Annotated in this window: 34 protein-coding genes; 2 read left to right on the top strand and 32 right to left on the bottom strand. The window is 54.8% G+C overall.

The features are described 5' to 3' along the window. Positions 1-4: 4 nt before the first annotated feature. The 13 genes from QP400_RS00420 to QP400_RS00360 all read right to left on the bottom strand — a co-directional run bounded on the left by QP400_RS00420 (position 5) and on the right by QP400_RS00360 (position 9,503). Positions 5-412 carry a hypothetical protein gene (locus tag QP400_RS00420; RefSeq protein WP_048707055.1) on the bottom strand — a complete coding sequence of 136 codons (408 nt, stop codon included), beginning with the start codon at positions 410-412 and terminating at the stop codon, positions 5-7. Further along, positions 409-750, bottom strand: coding sequence for a hypothetical protein (locus tag QP400_RS00415; protein ID WP_048707057.1), 342 nt, complete (start codon positions 748-750; stop codon positions 409-411). The genes QP400_RS00420 and QP400_RS00415 overlap by 4 nt, the downstream gene beginning before the upstream one ends. Then, positions 740-1,084 (bottom strand): hypothetical protein, encoded by a 345-nt coding sequence (locus QP400_RS00410; RefSeq protein WP_048707058.1) that lies wholly within the window; start codon positions 1,082-1,084, stop codon positions 740-742. Before QP400_RS00410 ends, QP400_RS00415 begins: the two co-directional genes overlap by 11 nt. After that, complete coding sequence (locus QP400_RS00405; protein ID WP_141739494.1) at positions 1,081-1,419, bottom strand: hypothetical protein; 339 nt, start codon at positions 1,417-1,419, stop codon at positions 1,081-1,083. The genes QP400_RS00410 and QP400_RS00405 overlap by 4 nt, the downstream gene beginning before the upstream one ends. A gap of 144 nt (positions 1,420-1,563) precedes the next feature. Further along, entirely contained in the window at positions 1,564-2,460 is an 897-nt protein-coding gene (locus QP400_RS00400) for a phage major capsid protein (RefSeq protein WP_048707061.1), read from the bottom strand. 15 nt (positions 2,461-2,475) lie between these two features. Further along, complete coding sequence (locus QP400_RS00395; RefSeq protein ID WP_048707062.1) at positions 2,476-3,117, bottom strand: hypothetical protein; 642 nt, start codon at positions 3,115-3,117, stop codon at positions 2,476-2,478. 17 nt (positions 3,118-3,134) lie between these two features. Further along, positions 3,135-4,226 (bottom strand): phage minor capsid protein, encoded by a 1,092-nt coding sequence (locus QP400_RS00390; protein WP_048707064.1) that lies wholly within the window; start codon positions 4,224-4,226, stop codon positions 3,135-3,137. An 18-nt stretch (positions 4,227-4,244) separates the two neighbouring features. Beyond that, positions 4,245-5,807 (bottom strand): phage portal protein, encoded by a 1,563-nt coding sequence (locus QP400_RS00385; protein WP_285462428.1) that lies wholly within the window; start codon positions 5,805-5,807, stop codon positions 4,245-4,247. A 12-nt stretch (positions 5,808-5,819) separates the two neighbouring features. Then, positions 5,820-7,097, bottom strand: coding sequence for a PBSX family phage terminase large subunit (locus QP400_RS00380; protein ID WP_048707068.1), 1,278 nt, complete (start codon positions 7,095-7,097; stop codon positions 5,820-5,822). A 7-nt stretch (positions 7,098-7,104) separates the two neighbouring features. After that, complete coding sequence (locus tag QP400_RS00375; RefSeq protein WP_048707070.1) at positions 7,105-7,602, bottom strand: hypothetical protein; 498 nt, start codon at positions 7,600-7,602, stop codon at positions 7,105-7,107. A gap of 261 nt (positions 7,603-7,863) precedes the next feature. After that, on the bottom strand, positions 7,864-8,292 hold the full coding sequence (locus tag QP400_RS00370; protein ID WP_048707072.1) for a hypothetical protein: 429 nt from the start codon (positions 8,290-8,292) through the stop codon (positions 7,864-7,866). Positions 8,293-8,303: 11 nt separating this feature from the next. Beyond that, positions 8,304-8,957: a hypothetical protein gene (locus QP400_RS00365; RefSeq protein WP_152681712.1), complete on the bottom strand. Its 654-nt coding sequence runs from the start codon at positions 8,955-8,957 to the stop codon at positions 8,304-8,306. Between the two features lie 192 nt (positions 8,958-9,149). Then, on the bottom strand, positions 9,150-9,503 hold the full coding sequence (locus tag QP400_RS00360; RefSeq protein WP_152681713.1) for a hypothetical protein: 354 nt from the start codon (positions 9,501-9,503) through the stop codon (positions 9,150-9,152). Between the two features lie 192 nt (positions 9,504-9,695). Between QP400_RS00360 and QP400_RS00355 the strand changes: the two genes are divergently transcribed. Both QP400_RS00355 and QP400_RS00350 read left to right on the top strand, forming a co-directional pair. Continuing rightward, positions 9,696-10,070: a hypothetical protein gene (locus tag QP400_RS00355; protein ID WP_048707077.1), complete on the top strand. Its 375-nt coding sequence runs from the start codon at positions 9,696-9,698 to the stop codon at positions 10,068-10,070. Between the two features lie 67 nt (positions 10,071-10,137). Beyond that, positions 10,138-10,347: a helix-turn-helix transcriptional regulator gene (locus QP400_RS00350; RefSeq protein ID WP_048707079.1), complete on the top strand. Its 210-nt coding sequence runs from the start codon at positions 10,138-10,140 to the stop codon at positions 10,345-10,347. 501 nt (positions 10,348-10,848) lie between these two features. On the opposite strand, the gene QP400_RS00345 is transcribed toward QP400_RS00350, so the two are convergent. From QP400_RS00345 to QP400_RS00260, 19 genes are all read right to left on the bottom strand, one after another. Next, positions 10,849-11,550 carry a helix-turn-helix domain-containing protein gene (locus QP400_RS00345; protein WP_141739495.1) on the bottom strand — a complete coding sequence of 234 codons (702 nt, stop codon included), beginning with the start codon at positions 11,548-11,550 and terminating at the stop codon, positions 10,849-10,851. Between the two features lie 71 nt (positions 11,551-11,621). Then, the gene (locus QP400_RS00340) at positions 11,622-11,936 is read right to left on the bottom strand and encodes a hypothetical protein (protein ID WP_048707082.1); all 315 of its coding nucleotides are present in this window, start codon (positions 11,934-11,936) and stop codon (positions 11,622-11,624) included. Beyond that, on the bottom strand, positions 11,929-12,288 hold the full coding sequence (locus QP400_RS00335; protein WP_048707084.1) for a hypothetical protein: 360 nt from the start codon (positions 12,286-12,288) through the stop codon (positions 11,929-11,931). The genes QP400_RS00340 and QP400_RS00335 overlap by 8 nt, the downstream gene beginning before the upstream one ends. Continuing rightward, positions 12,278-12,565: a hypothetical protein gene (locus tag QP400_RS00330; protein ID WP_048707086.1), complete on the bottom strand. Its 288-nt coding sequence runs from the start codon at positions 12,563-12,565 to the stop codon at positions 12,278-12,280. Before QP400_RS00330 ends, QP400_RS00335 begins: the two co-directional genes overlap by 11 nt. Positions 12,566-12,706: 141 nt before the next feature. Further along, positions 12,707-13,045 (bottom strand): hypothetical protein, encoded by a 339-nt coding sequence (locus tag QP400_RS00325; RefSeq protein ID WP_048707087.1) that lies wholly within the window; start codon positions 13,043-13,045, stop codon positions 12,707-12,709. Beyond that, entirely contained in the window at positions 13,042-13,326 is a 285-nt protein-coding gene (locus QP400_RS00320) for a hypothetical protein (protein WP_048707089.1), read from the bottom strand. Before QP400_RS00320 ends, QP400_RS00325 begins: the two co-directional genes overlap by 4 nt. A 204-nt stretch (positions 13,327-13,530) precedes the next feature. Continuing rightward, positions 13,531-13,989 carry a single-stranded DNA-binding protein gene (locus tag QP400_RS00315; protein ID WP_048707091.1) on the bottom strand — a complete coding sequence of 153 codons (459 nt, stop codon included), beginning with the start codon at positions 13,987-13,989 and terminating at the stop codon, positions 13,531-13,533. Positions 13,990-13,991: 2 nt separating this feature from the next. Next, positions 13,992-14,255 (bottom strand): hypothetical protein, encoded by a 264-nt coding sequence (locus QP400_RS00310; protein ID WP_048707093.1) that lies wholly within the window; start codon positions 14,253-14,255, stop codon positions 13,992-13,994. Then, the gene (locus QP400_RS00305; protein WP_048707094.1) at positions 14,252-14,545 is read right to left on the bottom strand and encodes a hypothetical protein; all 294 of its coding nucleotides are present in this window, start codon (positions 14,543-14,545) and stop codon (positions 14,252-14,254) included. Before QP400_RS00305 ends, QP400_RS00310 begins: the two co-directional genes overlap by 4 nt. Next, entirely contained in the window at positions 14,542-14,781 is a 240-nt protein-coding gene (locus QP400_RS00300) for a hypothetical protein (RefSeq protein WP_048707095.1), read from the bottom strand. Before QP400_RS00300 ends, QP400_RS00305 begins: the two co-directional genes overlap by 4 nt. Next, a complete protein-coding gene (locus QP400_RS00295) occupies positions 14,769-15,014 on the bottom strand; it encodes a hypothetical protein (protein ID WP_048707097.1) in 246 nt (81 codons plus the stop codon). Before QP400_RS00295 ends, QP400_RS00300 begins: the two co-directional genes overlap by 13 nt. A gap of 147 nt (positions 15,015-15,161) precedes the next feature. Then, complete coding sequence (locus tag QP400_RS00290) at positions 15,162-15,626, bottom strand: hypothetical protein (RefSeq protein WP_048707098.1); 465 nt, start codon at positions 15,624-15,626, stop codon at positions 15,162-15,164. Beyond that, positions 15,619-16,599, bottom strand: a complete 981-nt coding sequence (locus QP400_RS00285) for an LvrA C-terminal domain-related protein (protein ID WP_053086199.1) — start codon at positions 16,597-16,599, stop codon at positions 15,619-15,621. The genes QP400_RS00290 and QP400_RS00285 overlap by 8 nt, the downstream gene beginning before the upstream one ends. A 20-nt stretch (positions 16,600-16,619) precedes the next feature. Then, positions 16,620-17,039, bottom strand: a complete 420-nt coding sequence (locus tag QP400_RS00280) for a RusA family crossover junction endodeoxyribonuclease (protein WP_141739496.1) — start codon at positions 17,037-17,039, stop codon at positions 16,620-16,622. 29 nt (positions 17,040-17,068) lie between these two features. After that, positions 17,069-17,848 carry a WhiB family transcriptional regulator gene (locus tag QP400_RS10455; protein ID WP_048707102.1) on the bottom strand — a complete coding sequence of 260 codons (780 nt, stop codon included), beginning with the start codon at positions 17,846-17,848 and terminating at the stop codon, positions 17,069-17,071. After that, complete coding sequence (locus QP400_RS00275; protein WP_048707103.1) at positions 17,845-18,456, bottom strand: hypothetical protein; 612 nt, start codon at positions 18,454-18,456, stop codon at positions 17,845-17,847. The genes QP400_RS10455 and QP400_RS00275 overlap by 4 nt, the downstream gene beginning before the upstream one ends. Next, positions 18,453-19,007, bottom strand: coding sequence for a hypothetical protein (locus QP400_RS00270; protein ID WP_048707105.1), 555 nt, complete (start codon positions 19,005-19,007; stop codon positions 18,453-18,455). Before QP400_RS00270 ends, QP400_RS00275 begins: the two co-directional genes overlap by 4 nt. Then, positions 19,004-19,894: a recombinase family protein gene (locus QP400_RS00265; protein WP_048707107.1), complete on the bottom strand. Its 891-nt coding sequence runs from the start codon at positions 19,892-19,894 to the stop codon at positions 19,004-19,006. The genes QP400_RS00270 and QP400_RS00265 overlap by 4 nt, the downstream gene beginning before the upstream one ends. Further along, the gene (locus QP400_RS00260; protein ID WP_048707110.1) at positions 19,887-20,405 is read right to left on the bottom strand and encodes a hypothetical protein; all 519 of its coding nucleotides are present in this window, start codon (positions 20,403-20,405) and stop codon (positions 19,887-19,889) included. Before QP400_RS00260 ends, QP400_RS00265 begins: the two co-directional genes overlap by 8 nt.

Below are 20,405 nucleotides of genomic sequence, written 5' to 3'. Positions count from 1 at the left end.
TCCTTCAGTGGTTAGTGACAATAGTGAAATTGAGGGATAGTTCATCACGGCCGGTTTGGTCCGGGCCTAGAGGTAGCCGGGTTGGCTCTGAAACATGAGCGATATTGGGGGCTTTCTGGTCCCCAACGAGAGCGTCCTCGACGGCTTCTGCAAGCGGGGCCGCGCTTACCCTGGCCCTGCACCGGGCTTGTACTTTCCACACCCTGCACCCTTCAAGATTCGGATTCCTGACAGGTAGCCGGTCATACACGGTGATCAGGATGGCTGTATCTGGTTTAGGTGGGAAACGATTAAAAAACACGGGCGGAAGACTAAGCTGGTCGTACTGTTCCGCGTATTCTGCGACTGCCGCGTCTGCTAACAGTCTCGCGAGGGTTTCCTGCAAGTCTTTTGCGGTACCTCCGGGCCTCATGTTGCCCTCCTAACCTCAGCTGCGATCAGATCAACCATTGTTTGGGCTTCCTCACGGGCGGGTTTTTCTAAGTACTTGGCGTTGCCGCCTTTAGGGTGCCGCCATGTAAGTTCCTCATGTTGTCTGGCCGCGTAAACAGTGTCGTAGGAGACTGCGGCCTTCAAACCGGTACTGTCTACGGTGACTGAGGCTGTGGCACGTAGAATGCCTTCATCAATAGGGGCTTGCGCTTGAGATACGCCGCGTAAATGTTCAGCGGCTTTATTCAATCCGACCCGTGCGCCCGCGTTTACTGCCGCTAATAGTTCAGCCCCGTTCCAGGTAAGACTAGTACCCATTGTGGTCCTCCTGCTGGTGGCCCCCAAAATGTACGGTTTCTACATCAGGGAAAGCACTGTTACCTTCGGGGCGCGTATATTCGACGCTAAGTACCGCATACTCGGTTCCCTCAATGACTACGGTGTCCTCGGTAGTAACCTGAATGTCTGGGTGGAGTGCCACAGTGCCAGCCGCTAAAGCTTCATCCCCCGTTTTGGTGACTACTTTGGTTTGCTGCCAGGACACCATCCCTTCTGTTTGTCGCGTAGTGGTATTGCCGGGGCCGTAGGGGCCATAAACGCCAGGTTTTTTTACCTTCACTGGTGTAGTAGGGAAAAGATCAAGAATACTCATCCGACAACCTGTATTTTCATTTTTCCTGTGGTGGCTTGATCAAGGATCAGACGCGCAAGTAAGCAAAGGCTGGTCGTTGTTTCGACTCGGGCCTTCAATTGTTCTGCCTGGTCATCGTAGGTGATTGACCCACCATTCAGGGAAGCGGACCGCACCTTCTTAAGGTCAACCTTGCACGCCTCAGTAGACGGGTCAATATGGTTGTTTTCCCAGTGCTGGATTTGTGCGACAACCGCACTAGTCAGCGTACTGTTAGAGAAATCCCCACTTTTACCCTTGATATAAGCGAGTACGAGGTTTTCAGCAAGCTGTATCGCATCACTAATATGATCCACATTCCGTATTACCTGGTGTACGAGGTTCCGGGTTTCCTCATCTAGGATTGTTCGCACTAATAATCACGACTCCAAAAAGAAAGAGAGTGGGGGAGGGTGTGGGTTTGCCACCCCAATAAGACAAACCCACACCCAGTATTAATGTCAGGCCGCCGTACCTGGTGCTTTATGGGTAATAACGAGAACACCGTTATCATCCCTGCGTGCGGCCGCGTACTTGGAATGGAACCACACCCGGTTCAGGCGTTTACCTGGCACCCTTTCGGTTTCAATGGTGGGCCGCTGCTTGTACTTCAGAGCGAGCGCGCCCGGCTTTACCAGAAGGGCGGTGTTTTCCGGGATGGAATTCACTACCTGTACTGGGACTCCTGCGAGTACACCAATCTGCCCGGTAAGAAGCGGGGTGGTCGCGCCCAGCTTAGAAGCGTTAATGAACTGGTCATCCTTCATTAGAGCAGCCTGCGCCTCAGACCGGATAATCAGGGACGTGTACCGGGTGGGGTCCCACTGGTCGCCTAGGGAGGCGATAGCATCAACGAACAGGCCCCAAGAAAAACCGGTGGCCTTCTGATCGTCGTACTTCTTCGCCTCAGACTTTTCTAGGCCTGCCTGCCTGTCAGCCGGCACAACGTCAATAGCGGCCTTGATCAGGTCAGCGTCTACCTTTTCCGCGTAACGGATACCAAGCTGCCTTGTGCCTTCGGCCTGGATATCTCCGAGGCCGATTAGGCGTGCGTCATCGGTGAACTGGTAGCCAGAACCAACGCCCTTGATCTTAGCGCGGGTCTTGGTCTGGGAGAGCTTACCGAGCTGGGGTTCTTCCAGTTCCTGGACTTCCTGCATTTCCCCTAGCTTTGTCCATTTGGGGAATGTGACCGTGTCGCCGGGCTGGCCTGCGAGCTGGTCATCAGTCACGACAATGGGGGTGCCTAGGAGGGCGCTTTTGCGGGTGAATTCGGCCTGGATTAGGTCCGCCCACACGTCAGGGATGATTAGATCCCCAGTGAGGGTTGTGTTTTCTCGTGCGTCATTGTTTGCCAATTTGGTTGCTCCTGCTTAGAAGTTTTTGACCGCTTCCGCGTATGCGGTTGGGTCGTGCTTGTACAAATAGTTGAGGTCTTCAACTGTTTTTGGTTTGCCCTGCTTCCTGGCAGGTGCGTGTTCTACCGTTGATTGGCCCGCCTGGGGCCGTGCCTGGTAGTAGTCATCCTTTTGGATGAAAGTCTTAATGTGTTCTTCGACTGCTTCCGTGTCGGTAGTGTCGAGGTCATTTAGGGTGTTGGTGAATGTGCGAGAGTCTAGAAGCCGGTCCGGGTTTGCCCCTGCCTTCGCTGCTGCCTTATAAACGGCGTATTCGGTGGCGATCTTCTTGTTGGCTGCGTCTTTAGCCTCAAGCTGGGTGGTAAGGTCTTCCACCGTTGGGGTTTCGTCACCGTCTTTAGTTATGCCTAGAGCAGTAGTTATTGCCTGGGTGAGTTTGTCAAACTTACCCATTTCGGCCTGGAGCTTTTCAACCTTTTCGTTGGCCTTGTTACGTTCCACCCTATACCGGGCGGCTTCACGCCTGGTTTTAGCCAACTCCCCCTGCGGGGCCTCTTCCTTACCCTTGTCTTGCGGGGTGTGGTTGGGGACGTCTGCCGGGGTAGGGGTAGTCTCCTGGGCTTCCCCCTGCTGTTCGGCCTGGGTTTCTTCTGCCATGATTTTAACCTCCTGGGTTAATGTGCTTTCTTGATCTGCTCTCGCACGCGTTTGCGTGGCAAGTCATATTTAGCGGTGAGTTCACGAATCTGTTTTTGGCACTCGCGGATTGTTTGCGCCGGGGTTGGGTCGCCGATCATGTTCACGGCCTCAAGGCGTTTTTGTTTCCTGATTTCGCGTTCCAAAGCCCGCTGTTTTTGTGAGGCTTCATACCTGGCTGGGTCATGCTGTGGGCGGGCCTGCCTGGTTATGCCTGGTAAAAATAGGCGCATGGTGTGGCCGCAGTTCGGATGGTATAGGCCCGCCTGTTTTGCCTCTTCGAGGGTGCCTTTCACGTTTACCGTGACTGTTTGGTCTTCCCGTGTGGCGTGCTGTACGCTTACGCGCCCCTTGTACTGGCCGGTTAGGCTTATTACCTGGTTCTCCCACGGCGCGCACATTGGGCACTCGAACGCGTGATCAGAAACGAGGGCGAGATCTTCACCGTTAACTGTCATTGTGTTTGCCCACCCGTAAACAAGTGAGTGCGTTGCCCCTGTGCGTGTGGCCATTTCTGCGTACGTGTCCATGTGCCACCGTCTACCGGCCTTGTCAGTGAATCCGCTTATCCCATGGCGGGCGAAACTGTTTAGTGCGCCCTGTGTGGCTTTCAGCCGGGTTTCCGCCCCGGTAGTAACACTGGCTACTGGGCGGGAGATAATCCGCTGATACACGTCAACCGCCTCACGTAAAGCTATTGGTGGGATCTGCGAAAGATGGGCGATCAGGTCAGCGGCTATGGTTTCTACGGCTGCCGCCTGCACGGTAGGGAATATTGTGGGGTAGCCGGCTTTGGCAAGGTCTTTCACGGCCTGGCCCTGCCCTGCATCCCTAGCCATGTTGAGGACTTCCTGTGCACGCCGTATTACCCGCTGCCAGCCCCTACCAAGTTGGCGTTCCAGTTCGGCTCTTACTGTGGCGACCTTCGCTAGCCGGGCCACATCCGTGGAAGACGCGCCCATGTCTGCCCACACGGTGCGCGCAATACTCTTACATAATCTGGCTTCCACGTAGGCGACTAGGCTTGCTATTTCTTCAGCCCATAGGCGAGCCTCCGCAGGGTCAAGCATTTAACGGTCACCGCCCTACTATTCTTCTGGTTCGTCTGCCTCTAACTGGGGTGGCCTCCAAGCGTCAGGAGAAGTTAGGGGCGAATCCTGTTTGATCCTCTCGACTTCCTCCGCGACCGCTTTTGCGTCCCAATCAGGGTGGACCATCGCAACTAGGGTTTCTGTAGACGCGATCCTTGCTGCCGCCAACGTGGAAGCGGTAGAGGCTGCCGCCTCGGGGGAATCAATCGCAATATCAGGGAACGCAACATCGACTTCGTCAGGGTTTAGGCCCTTAGTGCCGTAAACATCCGCGTCAATCGTGAGCATTTTGACTAGGAGATCTTCCAAGCGGGGTTGTTCTAACCTGATTTTCCGATCCCTGGTGGTGAGCGTGGCTTTTTCTCTGGCTCTGACCTCGGTTGCGGTCATCACGCCGACTTCCTGCTCCCCAAAGGTTGCAGGAGAATACCCGGCACTGCGAATAATATTGGCGACAAGTTTGTCAATGGTGGCTGCGTGTTCAGCAAACCGGATTGAGAACTGGACCGGTTGGAGGGGTGAGGATTCCCCAATACTGCCTAGGGTTTCTACGCCCTCAAAGACTTCTTGGTCAAGATCAAAGGTGGGGTTACCGTCCCTGTCTTCAAGCATGTCTTTACGTGCGATGATCCTTGCTTTAGCGAGGCGCACGTCGCGCATCCACGCGTTCCAGGTTTCATCTAACGCGTCGAGTAGGCCGGTTAGCCCGTCGAGGTCTGAGCGACCAAGGTCGCGGCCTGCTGCTAGGTCCCGCCATCTGCGTTGAGGTGTCAGGTTCGGGAAGTAGGTTACGCATAGGCCGGGGGTTATGCCGGTGGTTATGGTCGCGTCTGCGTCTACCTGTGTGGCTAGTGGTGCGGTAGTGGGGTGATCTACTAGTGGGCGGATAGAACCTAACTGGGTTTTGGTGCCCTCGTAAAGTTCGTGACGGATACGCCCGTTACCATTTTCGTCTAAGTAGTGGGTTTCGAGGTGCCGCCAATAAGTGGTTGGCCCTGAACCGATCGTAGGGTTGGGATCTTCCAGGTCGTAACAGAAAATGACCTGTTTTAGTTCTCCCCATGAGAAGTAGGGGATTGCTTGATCCGCGTCCACAGTGGTAATAAACGGGCGGGAATGGGTGTTATCCCAGGTAACACGGTAGAACCTACCACCTAAGGCTGCCCCTGTTTCTGCGCCTTGTACGAGCTGGTCGAGTAGGCCGTCTTCAACATATTCGTTGACGCGCCGCCCGGTCGGGGTTGGGGGGTTGCCGTCCTCGGATTTTACGGTGAGCTGTGGGGGCTTTCCGTAGAGTAGTTGTGCGCTGGTTTCGCAAATGTCAGCGGCTAGGGGGACATGTAGGTCAGCTCGTGAGGGCCGGTCTTCGGGCCTGTTATTGTGCCTGCCCCAGAACATGAGGCGGCGGAATAGTCCGCCCTTGCTCCTAGTGTTGGTGTTGGTGGTGGCTGCTAGGCGTGCCGGGTCTCCTACCCACCAGGCTTCCCATTCGTTCATGTCGCGGCGGATGGTTGCGAGGTTTTCGGGGGGCCAGATCGCCCCGGCGGTTATTGCTGCCATTAGTGGCCTCCCTTATTTTGTTGCGCGCCGCCACAAGGTTTCTGTGGTGACGAGTGCGTACCGTAGTGCGTCTAACGCGTGATCGTTGGCCTTGATTGGTTTGTCTTGGCCTTGTTCTGTGGCTTTGGGGTCCCACACGTAGGAGGGGAATTCTTTTAGTAACCATTTGCACCGGTTACTTATTTTGAGTTTTCCCTCGGATAGGAGTGAGCCGACTAGTTTTATGCCGTAGGCGACGTTGTTGTCGGCGTTTCTAATGTTTCTTAGGCCGTCTTCGTAGAGTTGGACTTTGAATGAGCCTGCGGCGGGGTCGACGATGATATGTCGGGGCCGGTCCGCGTATTTGTCCCTGTTGTAGTGCCTGTCGGGTAGGTGGCGGGTTTGGTACAACCAGTTGCGGAATTGTTCTGAGGTTTGCGCGTCTGTGAGGTTTCCTTGGGTTTTGGTTGCCCGCCATTCGTCTACCGCGTATAACCTGTCGTCTACACCCAAAGCGAGCATTACTGCGTCTGTGGGGTTGGTTGTGCCGTAGTCCATGCCGACTGCTAGGGTTTGGCGGATTGGGGGAATGTTTTCCCAGGGGATGACGTGTTCGGTGGGGTTCCACATGTCGTAGACTGCGCCTTCGGCGGCTACCCATTGTCCGAGGATGAATCGTTTGTACCAGAGGCCGGTGTATTCGGCTTTTAGGGATTCTTTGTATTCTTCGGATAGTGCGGGGTTGTCGTCGAGGGTGAAGTTGAAGTTTCTCCAGTCGTGGAGTTCGTCGAGGCGGTCTAGGTAGTCGGTTTTGAGCCAGTGGTAGGGGCTGTCGGGGTTTGTGGTTCCGAGTAGTTGGGAGCCGTCTAGGCTGAGGCGGGATAGGAGCATGCGGAAGAAGGAGTCTGGGAGGACTGTTACTTCGTCTGCGTAGGCTAGGGCGACTGTTGCGCCGCGGATTTTTGTTTCTGCTGATTGGTCGTTGGCTCCGACTATGCTGACGGGTTTGCCGAGTATTTTTGCGGTTGGTGCGCCTTGCCTGTAGTTGATGGCTTTGGCTAGCCAGGCTAGTTCGGGGGTGGAGATTATGGGGGTGAAGAAGTTGCGGAAAATGCTGTCTTTGTTTCTGCCGGTTATGACGTGTACGCCGGGGCCGTCCCAGGTGGCTATTTTCATGCAGTAGGCGAGGATGGATGAGAATGTTTTTCCTGATCTGACTGCGCCTTGCCAGATGTTGGCGCGGCCGTTGCAGTTGGCGATGGCGTAGGCCTGTTTGGGCGACCAGACGAGGGTGTTTTTCTGGTCGTCCACGGCGGGTTTACTCCTTCTGGGTGATGTTTTGGATGGTTTCGGAAAGACTTCTTAGGGCTGCGAGGGCGTTATCTGTGGCTAGGTCTTCTGTGTTGGGTTGTTCAATGCCGGTTAGGCGTTCGATCTGCCGCATAATGTTCACTGCCCGGTCAACGGCGAATTGGTCCCCACCTAGGGCTTGGGTCATCATTACGGTTAGAAGCGAGTCGTAGCGTTCTAGCTGGAGCGTGTAGAGGCGTTTCGCGTCCGGTTTGGGGACCGTGTCAAGAACAGCCTCAAGGTCTTTCATTACGGTGGATTTACTTACCCCGATTTGTTCGGCGATAGCGTTGACGGATTGCCCCATGAGCCTAAGGTCAAAAACTGTTTTGCGGCGTTGCGCGCGTTCGAGGGCGCGTTGCGTTTTGGCAGCGCGTTTAGCGGCGCGGGCTTTTGCTTCTTCAGCCTTGTTTTTGGTGCCCACGTTTTTTACCGATCCTGCCGGCTTTTTGGTGGGTTGGCTCATGGGGTCCTCCTTCGGTTGTGGTTATTTGACGCGGGTTCTTCCTGTTTTTGCTAGGTAGCCTGCTCCTGCTTTGACTTTTTGGGCGGCGCGGTGGAAGGGGTTTTCGGCGCGGGTGTGTCTGAGTATGGTGTTGGCTGCTGCGCGTGCGGCGCGTCCTGCTGCTCTCATGCCTGCGCGTTTGAGTGATCTCAATTTTTTCTCCTTAACGGGGTTGCCCCACCCGTGTTTGTGGGTGGGGTGGTAGTTGTGGTTGGTTTGGGGTTAGTCGGTGGGTTTGGGGATGTCGCTTATATCTATTCCGAGTTCTTTTGCGAGGGCTTGGAAGGCTTTTATGAGGTAGAGGCCGTTGCGGTAGTAGCCTTGGCCCATTTGTTTTTCGTTTACTGCGAGGAGGCGGTTTTGTATTGCCATTGAGTATTCGCAGTGTTCGAAGGTTGGGTATACGTCGGTGTAGTACCAGTGGGAGTTGTAGAGGTTTTTGAATTGGTTTTTTTGGGATTCGTCTTGTTCTTGGAAGGCGCGTTTTACCGCTTTGAAGTCTTCTTTGATGGCGGTTTCGAGGTCGGGTTGTTCGGGTAGGTTTTGTGTTGGGTCGGGGTATTCGGGTTTGGGGTTGCGTACTGCGTCGAGGTCGATTGGGGGGCGGACGGCGCGGCGTGCTTGGTTGAGTGCGTCTAGTGGGTTGCTCATTTGGTGCTCCTTTAGTTGTTTTCGGGTTTGGGTAGGTGGTGGCGCATGTTTTCGTATTTTGCGAGGGGGAACCATTCGAGGAAGCGTTGGTAGTCGTCGGGGGCGTATTTTTCGAGTGGTTCGAGGAATTGGGCGGCGATGCCGTCGAAGGTGCGGCCGGAGTGTTTTATGGGTTTGCCGGTTTTGGTGGTTTTTTTGAACCATTTGTAGTCGGGTGAGTATTCTTCGAGGTTGATCCCGGCTTGGTTTATGCGGTCGTAGCATTCTTGGATGGTCCAGTCCCAGATGATTGCGACTTTTTGTTTTGAGTGGGTGATTGGGCCTGTTTTTTTCATGTAGGTGCGACGGCTGATTCCGTCTGCGGCGCGTGCGCCGTTGCAGGCGTAGGTGTTGTCGTCGAGGCCGTGTTCGTTGCGGTAGATTTCTTCGAGGTCTTGGTATTGGTATGGTTCAAATCCTGCTGCTGCGATTACGGGTATTCGGGTTATGGGTTGGAAGTCGAATCCGTAGAGTTGTGCGAGTAGGGCGGGGTGGGGGTAGCGGGTGATGTGTTGCTGGAAGTAGTCTTCAAATTTTTTGAGTGATTCTTCGCTGAATTTTAAGTCTGGGCAGCGGTAGTAGTAGATGGGGTGGATGTTTTCGGGTTTGATTCCTGAGTCGAGCATGGCTAGCCAGGCTGCGAGTGAGTCTTTGCCTCTGCTGAATGAGAGGATGAGGGTTTGGTTTTGGTTGGCGTAGTTTTCGCGGATTTTTTGGCTTGTGGGCCATTGTGACCCTGCTTGCTTGAATTTTATTGGCATTTTCGTGTCCTTTGAGTGGGGGGCGGGGCCTTGGCTTTGGCCCCGCCTTGGTAATGGTTAGTTGCGGGATTGGATGAGGGGTAGCCCGCTCCATTTTTTGAGGACGGCTAGCGCGGCGTGGTGGAGAATGTAGGGGGCGCTTTCCCCGTCTTGCCCGTGTATTTTGAAGCGGCGGGGGGTGGGGTCTTCGACTTCTTCGGTGGGTGCGACGGTTTCGAGGTCGCGGCTGAAATCTTCGACTTTTCGGGGTTTGAGTTGTACTAGGTAAACCATTTTGGGGGTGGTTTTTTCTACCCTGCAGAAGCATGTTTCGGCCCCGTCGCGCCCTGCGGCTCCTGCGAGGATGTCGCCTTTTTTGAATGGGTTTGTTGTGGTAGCCTGGTTCATGTTCGCTGCTCCTTTCAGTTTCATTTGGTAGCGAACCTTGGCCCCGGACTGTTCCAGCAGTTGCGGGGTCTTTTATTTTTTTGACTCTTTAATAATACTAGGGTTGGGTAGCATTAGCAAGCTATTTTTATGTGGCGTGGTTCACTATGTGGGGGCTTGCCTAATACTGTGGAACCATAGTATACTATTAGTGTCAGCAAGGAAAGGAGAGAACAAATGACTGCTGAAACCACTTACTCGATCCGCCCGAACTTCTTCATCACCGACGCCGTTGAGGGGGTCAACCTAGACCCTGCTAACGAGCTCAATATCACCAGCGCACAGCGCAAGGAAATGAGCGAGAAGGCCGAAGCCGCCTACACTGCCCACCTGGATAAGATCGCCTCCAAGTATGGGGCAAGCGTTTACGCAGACTACGAGGTCTACTACCCGGCAGGCCTGGACCTTGGCGACAAGGACGAGACCGGGACGCTCCTAGGGGATCTTTACGAAGCGGCAAACAGCTTCGACTGGGATCCCTACATGGCCCCGTTTGAGGCTATCTCCGATGCTAATGACGAAGCGGGCGTTGATGCCCGTGAGGAAGACTAACAAATTCCGGCGGGAAGAGCCTTTGCGTTCCTTCCCGCCCATGCGTTTCAAAAGGAGTGCGTCGTTGATGTCGAAACAGTATTTGTCCGTGTCGGATGTTGCCGCCTTGGCGGGAGTAACTGTAGGGACCCTCAGATCCTACGTGTATAAGGGGATGCTTCCTGAACCTGAGGTCCTGGTTGGGTTGGAAACACAGGCGCGCGGCTGGTCCGAGGAATCAATCCGCCACTGGTTGGCTAATAGGCCGGGGCGCGGGCGTAGGACCCCTCCCGCCTAACCTCTTTTTTAGTGCCGGACTGGGGCGAACTGCCCACAATTTTTAGTCGTGTTTGCCTGGGGTTGCCACAGCGGTCACTAAAAACGGTGTTAGGGGGAAGGGAGTATGTGGTGCCCCGCCCAAAAATGGGGGCGTGCGAAACAAGCAAAATCACGCCAAAATGTTTTTTGGGCGGGGCTTCGAGGAGAGAGGGCGCGGCCGGAAAGGAACAAAAACAGCCGCAGACTTCCTCTCTAGAATCCACCAGTTCGGACATTATCGTATCCCCAGCAAGCTAGTCCGAGTGGTGGAAGAACATAAAAAATGGGGTGCCATCACGTCCGCTTCGCGGTTCGGTGGCAACCCTATAGAACAAGTGTTCGACACTTTCGCCGTCTTGTCAAACCGGTTTCAGGTGCACGCGGTTAAAAGTTTTGGGACCGCACAACCCAAAAAAGATCGTACGGTCCCAAACCATTTTTGTTCGGATATCTACCACGCACAAAGCGCAACGAACAAGACTTACTTTACATGGTTTTCTGCAAGTCGGAGGACTTGGGCAACCGAGTACAGCAACCCATCATGATTTCGGCGCACCGGTTTCAGCTTGCCTCTTTCAGCCCACTTGTACACGGTTTTTAGCTTCACCTTTGGGCCAGCAGCCGTCGAGTCCAATAACCGTACTATGTGGGGAATTGTTAGAGCGTATTCGCTGAACTTTTTGTGCGCTTGCTCTAAAAGCCGCCCTGCGTCATGCGCGGTATGGCATTTAGGGCAGGTAACGGTTCTGCGCCCTTTAGGAGCGTAGATCGCCTTCTCACAAAGGGTTTCGTGTGGTCCGGTGGCCGCGTCGCAGGTGCCGTAGAAGTATTTTTCTAATGGCAGGTCTGCGACGCGTTCCAGGATCATGTACGAGGTGCGCACTTGCTCTGCAATTACTGCCGCCTCCTCCTTGACTATCAGGTTTGGGAGCTGGTCCGCGAGGATCTCGCATGTAGTGTGGAAGTAGCCGCGCTCTGCGGGGCCTAGCTTTTTCGCGAGAAGGAAAAGCGGGCCCTCAGCAACACGTACTTTCGTTGCGAGTTCCGGGTTGTAGGGGAGCCTTTCTGCCGGATCACTCCCACCACTCCCGCTGTCTTGCGCCCTGGGTTTTACTAGCCGGTATGCGGCTTGCAACGCGTTCTCGTGCAACCCTGGGAGCTGGCGGAGGGCTTCGAGGGTCATTTCTTCGGCCCTCTCGCTTATGGTCCGACTGTTTTTGAGGGGCTCCCCGGTGATAGGGCATTCAGGTTTTTTCATTCGACCACCGTTTCTTCTTTTGCCACCTCTGGGCCTTCCGGTTCTTCCTGGTCGTCGTATTCTTCTTCGAGCATTCGCAAAATGTGAGTGAGGATAGCTGTTAGAGAGCCGGCTATGTAGGCGTTATCATTGGCTTCGTGCATTGCCTCCTCCCAGCAGGAGTACAGGTAGGCGGCGAGGATCGCCCATATGAAGGCGGCAAGCCAACTGATCTCGTGGGTTTGCCAGGCCATTATTGCAAAGGTTAGGATTGCCGCCCCGCATAGTAGGTAGGCGATTTTGAAGAGGACTTTGAAGATTCGATCAATCATTTTGACTGCTTTCTTTTGGGTATACGCCGAGGAATTCAACGAGCTTTGCGTAGATCTTTTCGGTTAGTAGGGGCGAGTATTGGTTGCTGATTTTGCTAATGATTTCACCGGCGATCAGGCCGGGATCATTATCGAAAGTAGAGATTCTTTCTGTGCGGGCCCCGGCTTGGGTGCGGGATTTGAGCTTGCGATTTTCTGACTCTAGGTGCTCGATCTGCCGCCCGCGCTCGTCGTATTGGGCGTGGAGTCGGGTGAACGCGTCTTCGTCCAAATCGTTTAGCGTGTTGATGAGGTTGGAGAGTTGCCGCCGGTACATGGCATGGTTCTCCCAAAACTTTTTATTAGCACTCATGATCTTCCATTTCTGCGTCTCGTTCTGCTAGTAAGACGGCGTATGCGCGATCGTAGAAGTTTGCGTTATCGGTTTCGACTTGCACTTGGCTGAATAGTCGGAGTGCGGCATCGCTAGCGCACATGCGATTTTTTTCGATCTCGGTAAGCTGCCTGTGCGTTTCTTTATGATTCTTTACCTTCTGGGGGAGAGCGTTTTTTGCTTTCCGCTCAAGTTTCCGCGTATTAGCAAGGATCTGATTTAGAAGGTCTACTGGGTCATCGAGGAATTTAGCCACTGTTTTTCCTTTTCTTTCATTTTTTGGTAGCAGTTTGAGTGGTAGACGGGCCATGGGGTGCCGTCCGTCTGGTTGAGGCTGCTGGTATTGGTTAGTTGGATGGGCTGCCCGCACCCGGCGCAGGTGCGGGTAACCGTGCGGTTAGAGGTTGATGAGGTCATCCCAGAAGGACTCCATAAATTTTCCGTTGCAGATGCAGGCCGGCACCATGACCACGTCGTCTGAGAGTTCCTCGTTAGCGCGTTTTATGCGTTCGGCTTCCTCAAGGAAGAAGTCGATTTTCTGCGCCGTACTGGCAAAGAATGTGATGGCGGTTTCCGCGTCCACACTTGCAGAAGCAAGGTGGTCGCGTTGTTCGATCGTGGATTTACTTCCGGCCTGGTCCTCATTTTCTAGGTAATTATCAAGCATGGAACGAGCGTTGTATACTGCTTCGACGGCCTCGGCCCACGCTTTTCTGGTAGCTTCTTCTGCGCTCATTCTTCTTCACCTCCTTTTAGGGCTTTTCCCAGCGAGAGAATATGCGCGTAAGCGTCGTCGATGTCTTCTAGACACTGGGTAAAATCGTCCGAGCGGAAGCCGTGCTGTTTACTGGCTTCTGTTTCTTCCTTAGGCAGCATGTAATACTGCTTCGCATGCCAGAACCGCATTTGCGCAATTGCTAAGTAGGTTCTTTCTAAACCTGCAAGGTTTGCGGCCGTATCATTTGCATTTTTGAAGAGCTCGCTCTCTGGAAGTGCCTTGAGGCTTTCGTTATTCATGTTTGTGTGGTTTCTTTCTTGTTTTTGAGTTTAAGCATTTTTTGCAGTACCGGGTGGTGACTGGGAATTCTTCCGGTTGTTCACATTCGCCCGGATAGGGGCGGATGTGGCCGGGGGCGTGTGTTTCTGCGGCCTCGTAGGGGTGGTAGTACCAGTAATCCTTTGAGGGCCAATCACGGTGTCTTTCGACCATGCTGCCGCCTTTTAGAATGGTGGGTTGTCGGGAACGCTCCAGGGGTCACCCTGTTGCCCGCCGGCCGGGGCCTGATACGACCCTTGCGGCTGTGGGGGTTGGTTGTAGCCGCCCGCTTGCTGTGGCGGCTGACCTACTGGTGGGATAATCCCCGGCATTGACGGGTGCTTAAGCACGAGATTGGAGCCTTGCCGCCCATCCTTAGTGGTATAGGCTTCAATCCCCAACGTGCCCGTGATGGTGACTTTCGCGCCCCTACCAATGCCGGTGTTGATGATCGCGTCGGCTTCTTTCTCCCAGTAGGTGGCTTTCAGCCACACCGGCTGCCCATCATCGCCCCACTGCCCGGACTGGTCTTTGCGGCGCGGGGTAACCCCGATGGAGAGGGTGACGACGGCTTTACCGGACTGGGTGAAACGCTGCTCCAGGTCGGCCCCGAGGTTTCCGATTGCTGTTACACGTGCTGGCATTATTATTTTTCTCCTTCTTTAATTTCCGCAATAGCTTTTGACGCCACCTTGTGGATAACTTCAAGGATCTGTTCGCGCACTTTTTTGGGAAAGCGGGTATCTGCGACCGCGAGCGCGCCGTATGAGATATCCGCATGCGCGCTTGCGATTTTGATGTCATCTGGCGAGACTGTCACGAGTACGTATCCGACGAGGTTTTCTCCGTTCTTTTCAAGTGCGGTTAAGTGGAATGCGAGGCGTTCCGCCGCAGACAGTTGTTCATTCATAGCTGGTTCCTTTCCTTGTTTTGATCGCGAACAAATTCCGTATTTATGCGTTTAAGTTCGTCGCAGCATTTCTTCACACACCACATAAGAGCGGGGGCCATTTCTTCGATTTCTTGCGCCCATGAGCGCAGTCCCGCATACGCTTTGCGGACTGCTTTCCGGCTCATACTATTATCAATAGGTATCCGGTGGGGCTCGTTTGCGGCGTATTCGCGCACCCTATCTAATTGCTTTAAAAAGCCGTTTAGGCTTGCATTGAACTCAGCTGCGAGCATTTCTTTATCGGTCATTTTTGATCTCCATTTTTCTTGTCTATGATGTCGAGGGCCGCATCCATATATTCGAGGACTTTGCAACAGGCAATAGTGGCAGTTTCAGCGCTTTTAAGTACCGCTGAAATTTCTTTCTCGTGGGTAACGTCAGTTCCGCCTTCAGTTATTCGAAGTATCCGGAGTGATGTTTTCCGGGCGAGGGAGTATATGCCGTCGACATTGTCGAGCATGTCCCAGGGGGTTAGTTTCGGCATTTGGGTTTCCTTTCTTTTTCGATCTGATCGAGGGCGATGTACAGGTTGGTGATTTCGTCGAAGTAGGCGACCGCACGCTCAACGACCCTTTTACTTGCGTCGTCAAGCATTTTCTTGTGTTTGTCGTATGGGTAAAACGGGCCGATTCGCTCGATACGGACGAGTGCGTCTTTGACGCGGCGATTCGAGTCGAGGGCGATCTCTGCTGAAAGCCGCAAAGGCGGGTAATCCATAACGTTTCCTTTCCAGGTTGTCTGTAAGCGTTTTTGAGAGACTTTTTTGGGGCCGGGTAGGTAACCCTACACGGGACACCCTGTTAGGCCGTCCTAGCCTTGACAGTCGGGCTTATTCGGCATGGTCTAGGTTTGGGCGGCAGTAGCTCATACGCGCCGCCCAAACTTTTTGGTTTTCTTGAATAGTTGCTCCCACTCGGCCCGGCTGATCTTCTGGTCCGGCCGTGGTGGGGTGAAAATGTAATCCGCGTTCGCCTTCGCCACCTGCGGCTGCACCCCCGCCAGGCACTCCGCCCGGTACGCACGCCACCACCTCACGTACTGCTCGTGCGTGAGCCGCATAGACGGGCCCAAGTTCGGGACCTCACGGCCACGCGGAGCCAAAGCCTCCTTCTGCACCAGACGCACAAACTCCAGCAATTTCGCCGAAGTAATAAACTCCGGAGCCGAATTGATCAACCTTGTGGTCGCCTCTTCGAGGACCGCGTCAGCCAGGTTCGGGTAGGTCCGGTTTAGTTCGCCAGCGATCTGCGGTGCTTGCGTCATGTCCCAGGCCGCGCCCGCGGAAATAAGCCGGTTTACGCAGATGCCGATCATTTGCTTGCTAGCCATCGGTCACCTGCTTCCGCTCGCTGGCTTCCACCTGGGCCATGGCCTGCTCGTAGGTGAGCTGCCCACCCTGACGCATCGCCGGTAGCGGTTCGGGGCTGGTCGCCCAATCCCAGATCTGCTGCTGGGTTTGGGTACGCCGCTCCGCAGCAGAAACCGGAGCCCGCGCCGGGAGCGGATCGTCTTCCCAGCCGTTGCCGTTGAGCCACCCTTCCGCGTACTTCGTGAACTGGTCAACGCGGTTAGGGTCCGCCGCATACCGGGCCGCGCCTTGGGTGATTTCTTTGGCGCTTGCACGCTTTTTCGCGGCTTTGAAGGCTTTTAGGGCTTTGCGCTTGCCGCGCTTGAGCGGGTATTGGGCCCAGAAGGTTTCAAAATCTTCGGGGTAAGAATTTTTGGGGGTGGGGGTGTCGCGCAAGACCGCGTTAGCGGTTTGCGCCGGGCCGGTTGAGCCGGAATTTGAGCCAGACGCTTTCGGGGGTTGAGCGTTAATTAATTCCCCTGTTCCCCTGTTCCCCTGTTCCCCTGTTCCAGTCGCTGGGGTCTCGCGATAGTGTCGCGATAGTGTCGCGAGGGTGTCGCGAGTATTGCACGAAGAAAAATCATCGTCGCTGGTCGGACGACGTTTCTCACCGTCAGGTAGTGGAAGCCGCGCCTTATTGGGCCGGTCGATACGCTGATGTTTATTCCATCCAGTGATGAATATAAAATCCTTGCTTTCGATCTCGTAAACAACTGCGAGACCATTTGAAATAATTTGCTGCAATGCTCGCGATAGTCTCGCGAGGGTGTCGCGAGGGTTGTCGCAAAGATCCTGAACGAACAAATCACCAGCAATCGAAGCCAAGTCAAACCGCCCAACCCCGTTGTCGTCCACGTAGGACCACAGGCCGATGAAAACCAGCCGCGCGTCCCACGAGAGGGCAGTGATGTCCCTACTGCGCCAAAACTCCGGCTTAATACTCCTAATCCGCATACCTCAACACCTCCCTTCCTTTAGAACGGCACCGATAGATCTATGACTGTGATTTCGGCTCGGGGGCCGTTTTTCGCCCCAATCGTGTTAGACGCGGCGTACGCCTTCGTGGCGTGCGAATCCACAAACCGTGAATCCTCCACCGTGAACTTGCCGCCCTGCCTGGGCGACAGGCCATCCTGAACAGCTCGGAGGAGCTTGTCCACATCCGGTTTAGTCGCCGCGTAATCCTTAAACTTTGGGCGCTTCGGACGAGCCAAATAAAATTGCACACTCAACAAAAGTGGGCAGTTCAAAGGCAACTTCCAACCCGCAAGGCGGGCAGTATTCAACGCCCCAAACTGGACCTTCTGCCGCCACACAGCCAACTGCGCGTTCTTCACGTGATACAACTGGCCGGTACGCCTATTCACGCCCATAGACCCCTGCGAAATAGGCATTCCAAGCACCGTAAAACTGATCTGGCCTTTCACTTCTTATTCACCCTTGCTTTATGATCTGGATTAGCTAGAAGCTGCCCACCAAGCGCAGTCGGTTTCCCTTCCTTAATGCGCCGGTTACACCGTGAGCACAAACCCTTACTCCAAGACGCGGGATACAAGGTCTCGGGAAGGTCTTTCACAGTCAGGCGCGGGTGGCGTAAAAGCCGCCCGCAACCCACGCACGGGCGCGTCGAATCAGAACACTTAATCGCGCACTGCTTGCACAGCCGTCTTTTTGCGTTCACGCACTTGCGCGTGCCTGGGGCATCTTTCGCGCTCACTTTCAGACCGCGCAACTTATGCCCGCACCCACCCCTACAAGGCCCAAGATCCGTAGAGTACGAGGGCGACGCCTCGCGTTTAGCGCACTTATGGCACAGGGTGTCCGTTTCAAGGAGTTTCACCCATTGGGGCACATCCTTTGGCCGCACACCACCAACAACACCAACAACACCGCAAGAGGCGCATCGCTTGATGTCGTCGCGCCGTCTGAGGAACCGATCCAAAGGGGATTCACCCGCGTAAACGCCAACCTGCCAATTCCGCGCCGACAGTCCCTTTTCGGTCTCGTCTACGTATTGGCGGCATGCCCCTATTACAGGGCAGGACGCGCAGACCCTTTTCGCCTCCGCAAACTCATCATGCCTACCGTTTTTGGTATTATTCGTGAACAGCTCCGGTGCCCTCGTGCAGGCCGCGTTTTCTGCCCACTGCCCAGGCAAAGGCAGATCCAAACGGGGATCCAAGCACAAAGTCGAATAACTCATGCTTGCGCCCTTCTAATCAGCTCGTAAACCTCCCGGCCTTTCTCGCTGATCTGCCACAAGCGGACGCGCCGCCCGGCCTTATTTTTCCCGCGCCCGGCCTTTTCTACTAGGCCAATATTTGCGAGTTCGGAGCGGCGGGACCGGTACGAGGACGAGACCGCAGGCGCGTCGTACGCATCCGCATAACAAGCTGTCAGCTGCTCATCACTAATCGGGGCATCTTGATTAGCGAAAATTGCTAAAACCTTGCGGGCGACCTCCCGTGCCGCAACAGCCCGCGCGGCCTCATGCGAGGTTTGCGGGTCCCCAAGCCGGGCGTGCGCCTCCAACCGATCCAGCTTCGCCAACGCCGTTTCCGTAGCAGGCCGCGCATTCGCGCACTCCAGCAGGAACAGAGCGACGAACCCTTCCGCAATTTCCGCGCTTGTGGAGTGGCCTAGCTTGCCGGAAGTGATCCACCCATCAGCGCACAAGCACTTCATGAGGTGCTCGACACTGCCACCTTCGCGTACTCCTAGCAGGAGCGCCCCGTTAGGGAGCTCGCGCAGGTCAGCCGCCCCGTAAAGTTGTTCCCCACACCGAAACAAGGGGTGAGTATCGCGGATCATTCGCTCTCACCCCCGTTTGGGATGCAAAACAGCTTCGCGGATTTGAACTTTTCAAAATCAAAAAATGAGGCAACAAACTGTGTAGAGCGGGTGCCGTAATATGCGAGGCTGGTTTTAATTGCCCATTTGTCCACGCCTACTTTTTCGACAATGAACCCAGAGCCGTCACGGCAAACCACCTCAAACGCAGCTCCCACCGGCAGCCTAGGCAGAGTACCCGCAGTAACTGTCATCCCCCTTTTCAGAGGTGCAACAGGCCCCTGCGACTGCTTTTGAGGCTTATCAAGTGAGGTATCGAAGAGGGGGTTACCAGGGTAGTCAGCAATCAGCCACCCAGGTTTCATAACATGCGCGATTAGCCATTCCGGCCCGCAGGTCTCAGGCACGCCTATTAGACCGGATGGGGCATGCCAGCAGCCTTCAGGGCAGTGCGCAAAAGGAACGGGATACGCCGGGGCAGATTTCAGCCTTCCAATAATCACCGTGGAGGTAGGAAGCCCGCTGAAATCTTCTACCGTGGTAGCGAACCCACCAACGCCAAGATTCTTCATTTTTCTTCGCCTTCTTCAAAAACTTCCACATCAAGGACTTCACCCTCCGGAGCGGGCTCTCCAGCCGACTTTTCTCCCTGCAATTCATTCAGCCTTTGCACCAGGTAGGCGCGCACCACCGCAAGCTGCTCATTACTCAAACCCTCAAGCGGGGTAGTGCCTACCGCATACTCGCAACGCCCACGCTTAGTCGCGTACGCGATAGTGCCCTGCAACTGCGCGGCAGTAAGATCAAGGAATTGCGCGGCCTTCACGATCTGGTCCTGCATGAGCTCACGCGAATCCCCATTCCACACCGGCGGCTCCGGTTCCGGCACATCCTGCGTTTGAGGCTGTGCGGACGGCGGAACCTGCTCTGAGCTCACAGCAACCGGGGTAGAATCCGCTAATTCTTCCTCCGTATAAATAACGCCCATCAACGCGTCATTCGCGGCCATCCTCGCAACCTCGCTAATAGCGCGGGCTCGGAGCATTGCCGCAGGGTACTGCGACCACGGCCCCTTATTCCCCCACAAACCAGCGCGACGGGCCTTCGCCTCATCCCAAGTAACGCTCATTGGAGCATCCGGGTCATCCGCACGGATCACCGTGGCAGTACAATGTTGATCATCACTTTCAACCCGCAACTTATGCCCAGCCTTACGAATCAAAGCCGCCATAAGATCCGCACTCATCGCGGGTTTTCCCTTAATAACATTGATACTGGTCAACGCCTGAATAGGCGGTAAACCGAGAGCGGCACCGGCTTCCATAGCCACCAAAACATTTTGTGGCTGGCGCACATACGCGGCAGGCAGCAACTGGGAAGCTGCGAGCGCTTTCGCATACTCCATACGCGCCGAAATAGGTTCACGATAAACCGCGAGCGCAACGCTGCTTTCACTCATCGCGTCCTCCTAGCTGTGGGAGGGCGGAAAGCTGCTTCACATAATTCGCCAAGTAATTATCAGCCTGCGCGGGAGACTGACGCACAACCACATGCGGAGGCCGGGACGGCTTTACGTTCACGCCGTTAGGGAGGGCTCCATCATTCTTTTGCACATACAATGCCAATTGCGGGCCCTTTTTCGCCCACTCGCGCACAACCTGTACGGTTTGCACGGCCCGCTCATAATCAGCCGGCTCATGCACTTGCAACCAAGCCGCGTACGCGTCTTCATCGGTAACCTCATAATCGAGGGTTTCAGCAGGCTTAGTAATACTCACGGTGGCGATATCCGCCCCATTAGGGGCATGCGCCGTAACCTTAGTACCAGGCTCAAAAGCCTTTTCCACCAGGTAGGCTTTACACGCCTTTTCCACCTCGCTAAGGTGAGACTTAATAATCTTGATAGTTGTCAAATATTCGAGTGCTTGCGCCGTATTCTTCTTAGAAAGACGCGGAAGTTTAGTACCCAA

It is taken from the genome of Winkia sp. UMB3158 (genome assembly GCF_030217145.1).
Classification (GTDB): Bacteria; Actinomycetota; Actinomycetes; order Actinomycetales; family Actinomycetaceae; genus Winkia; species Winkia anitrata.
This window is presented reverse-complemented; position numbering and strand designations above follow the sequence as displayed.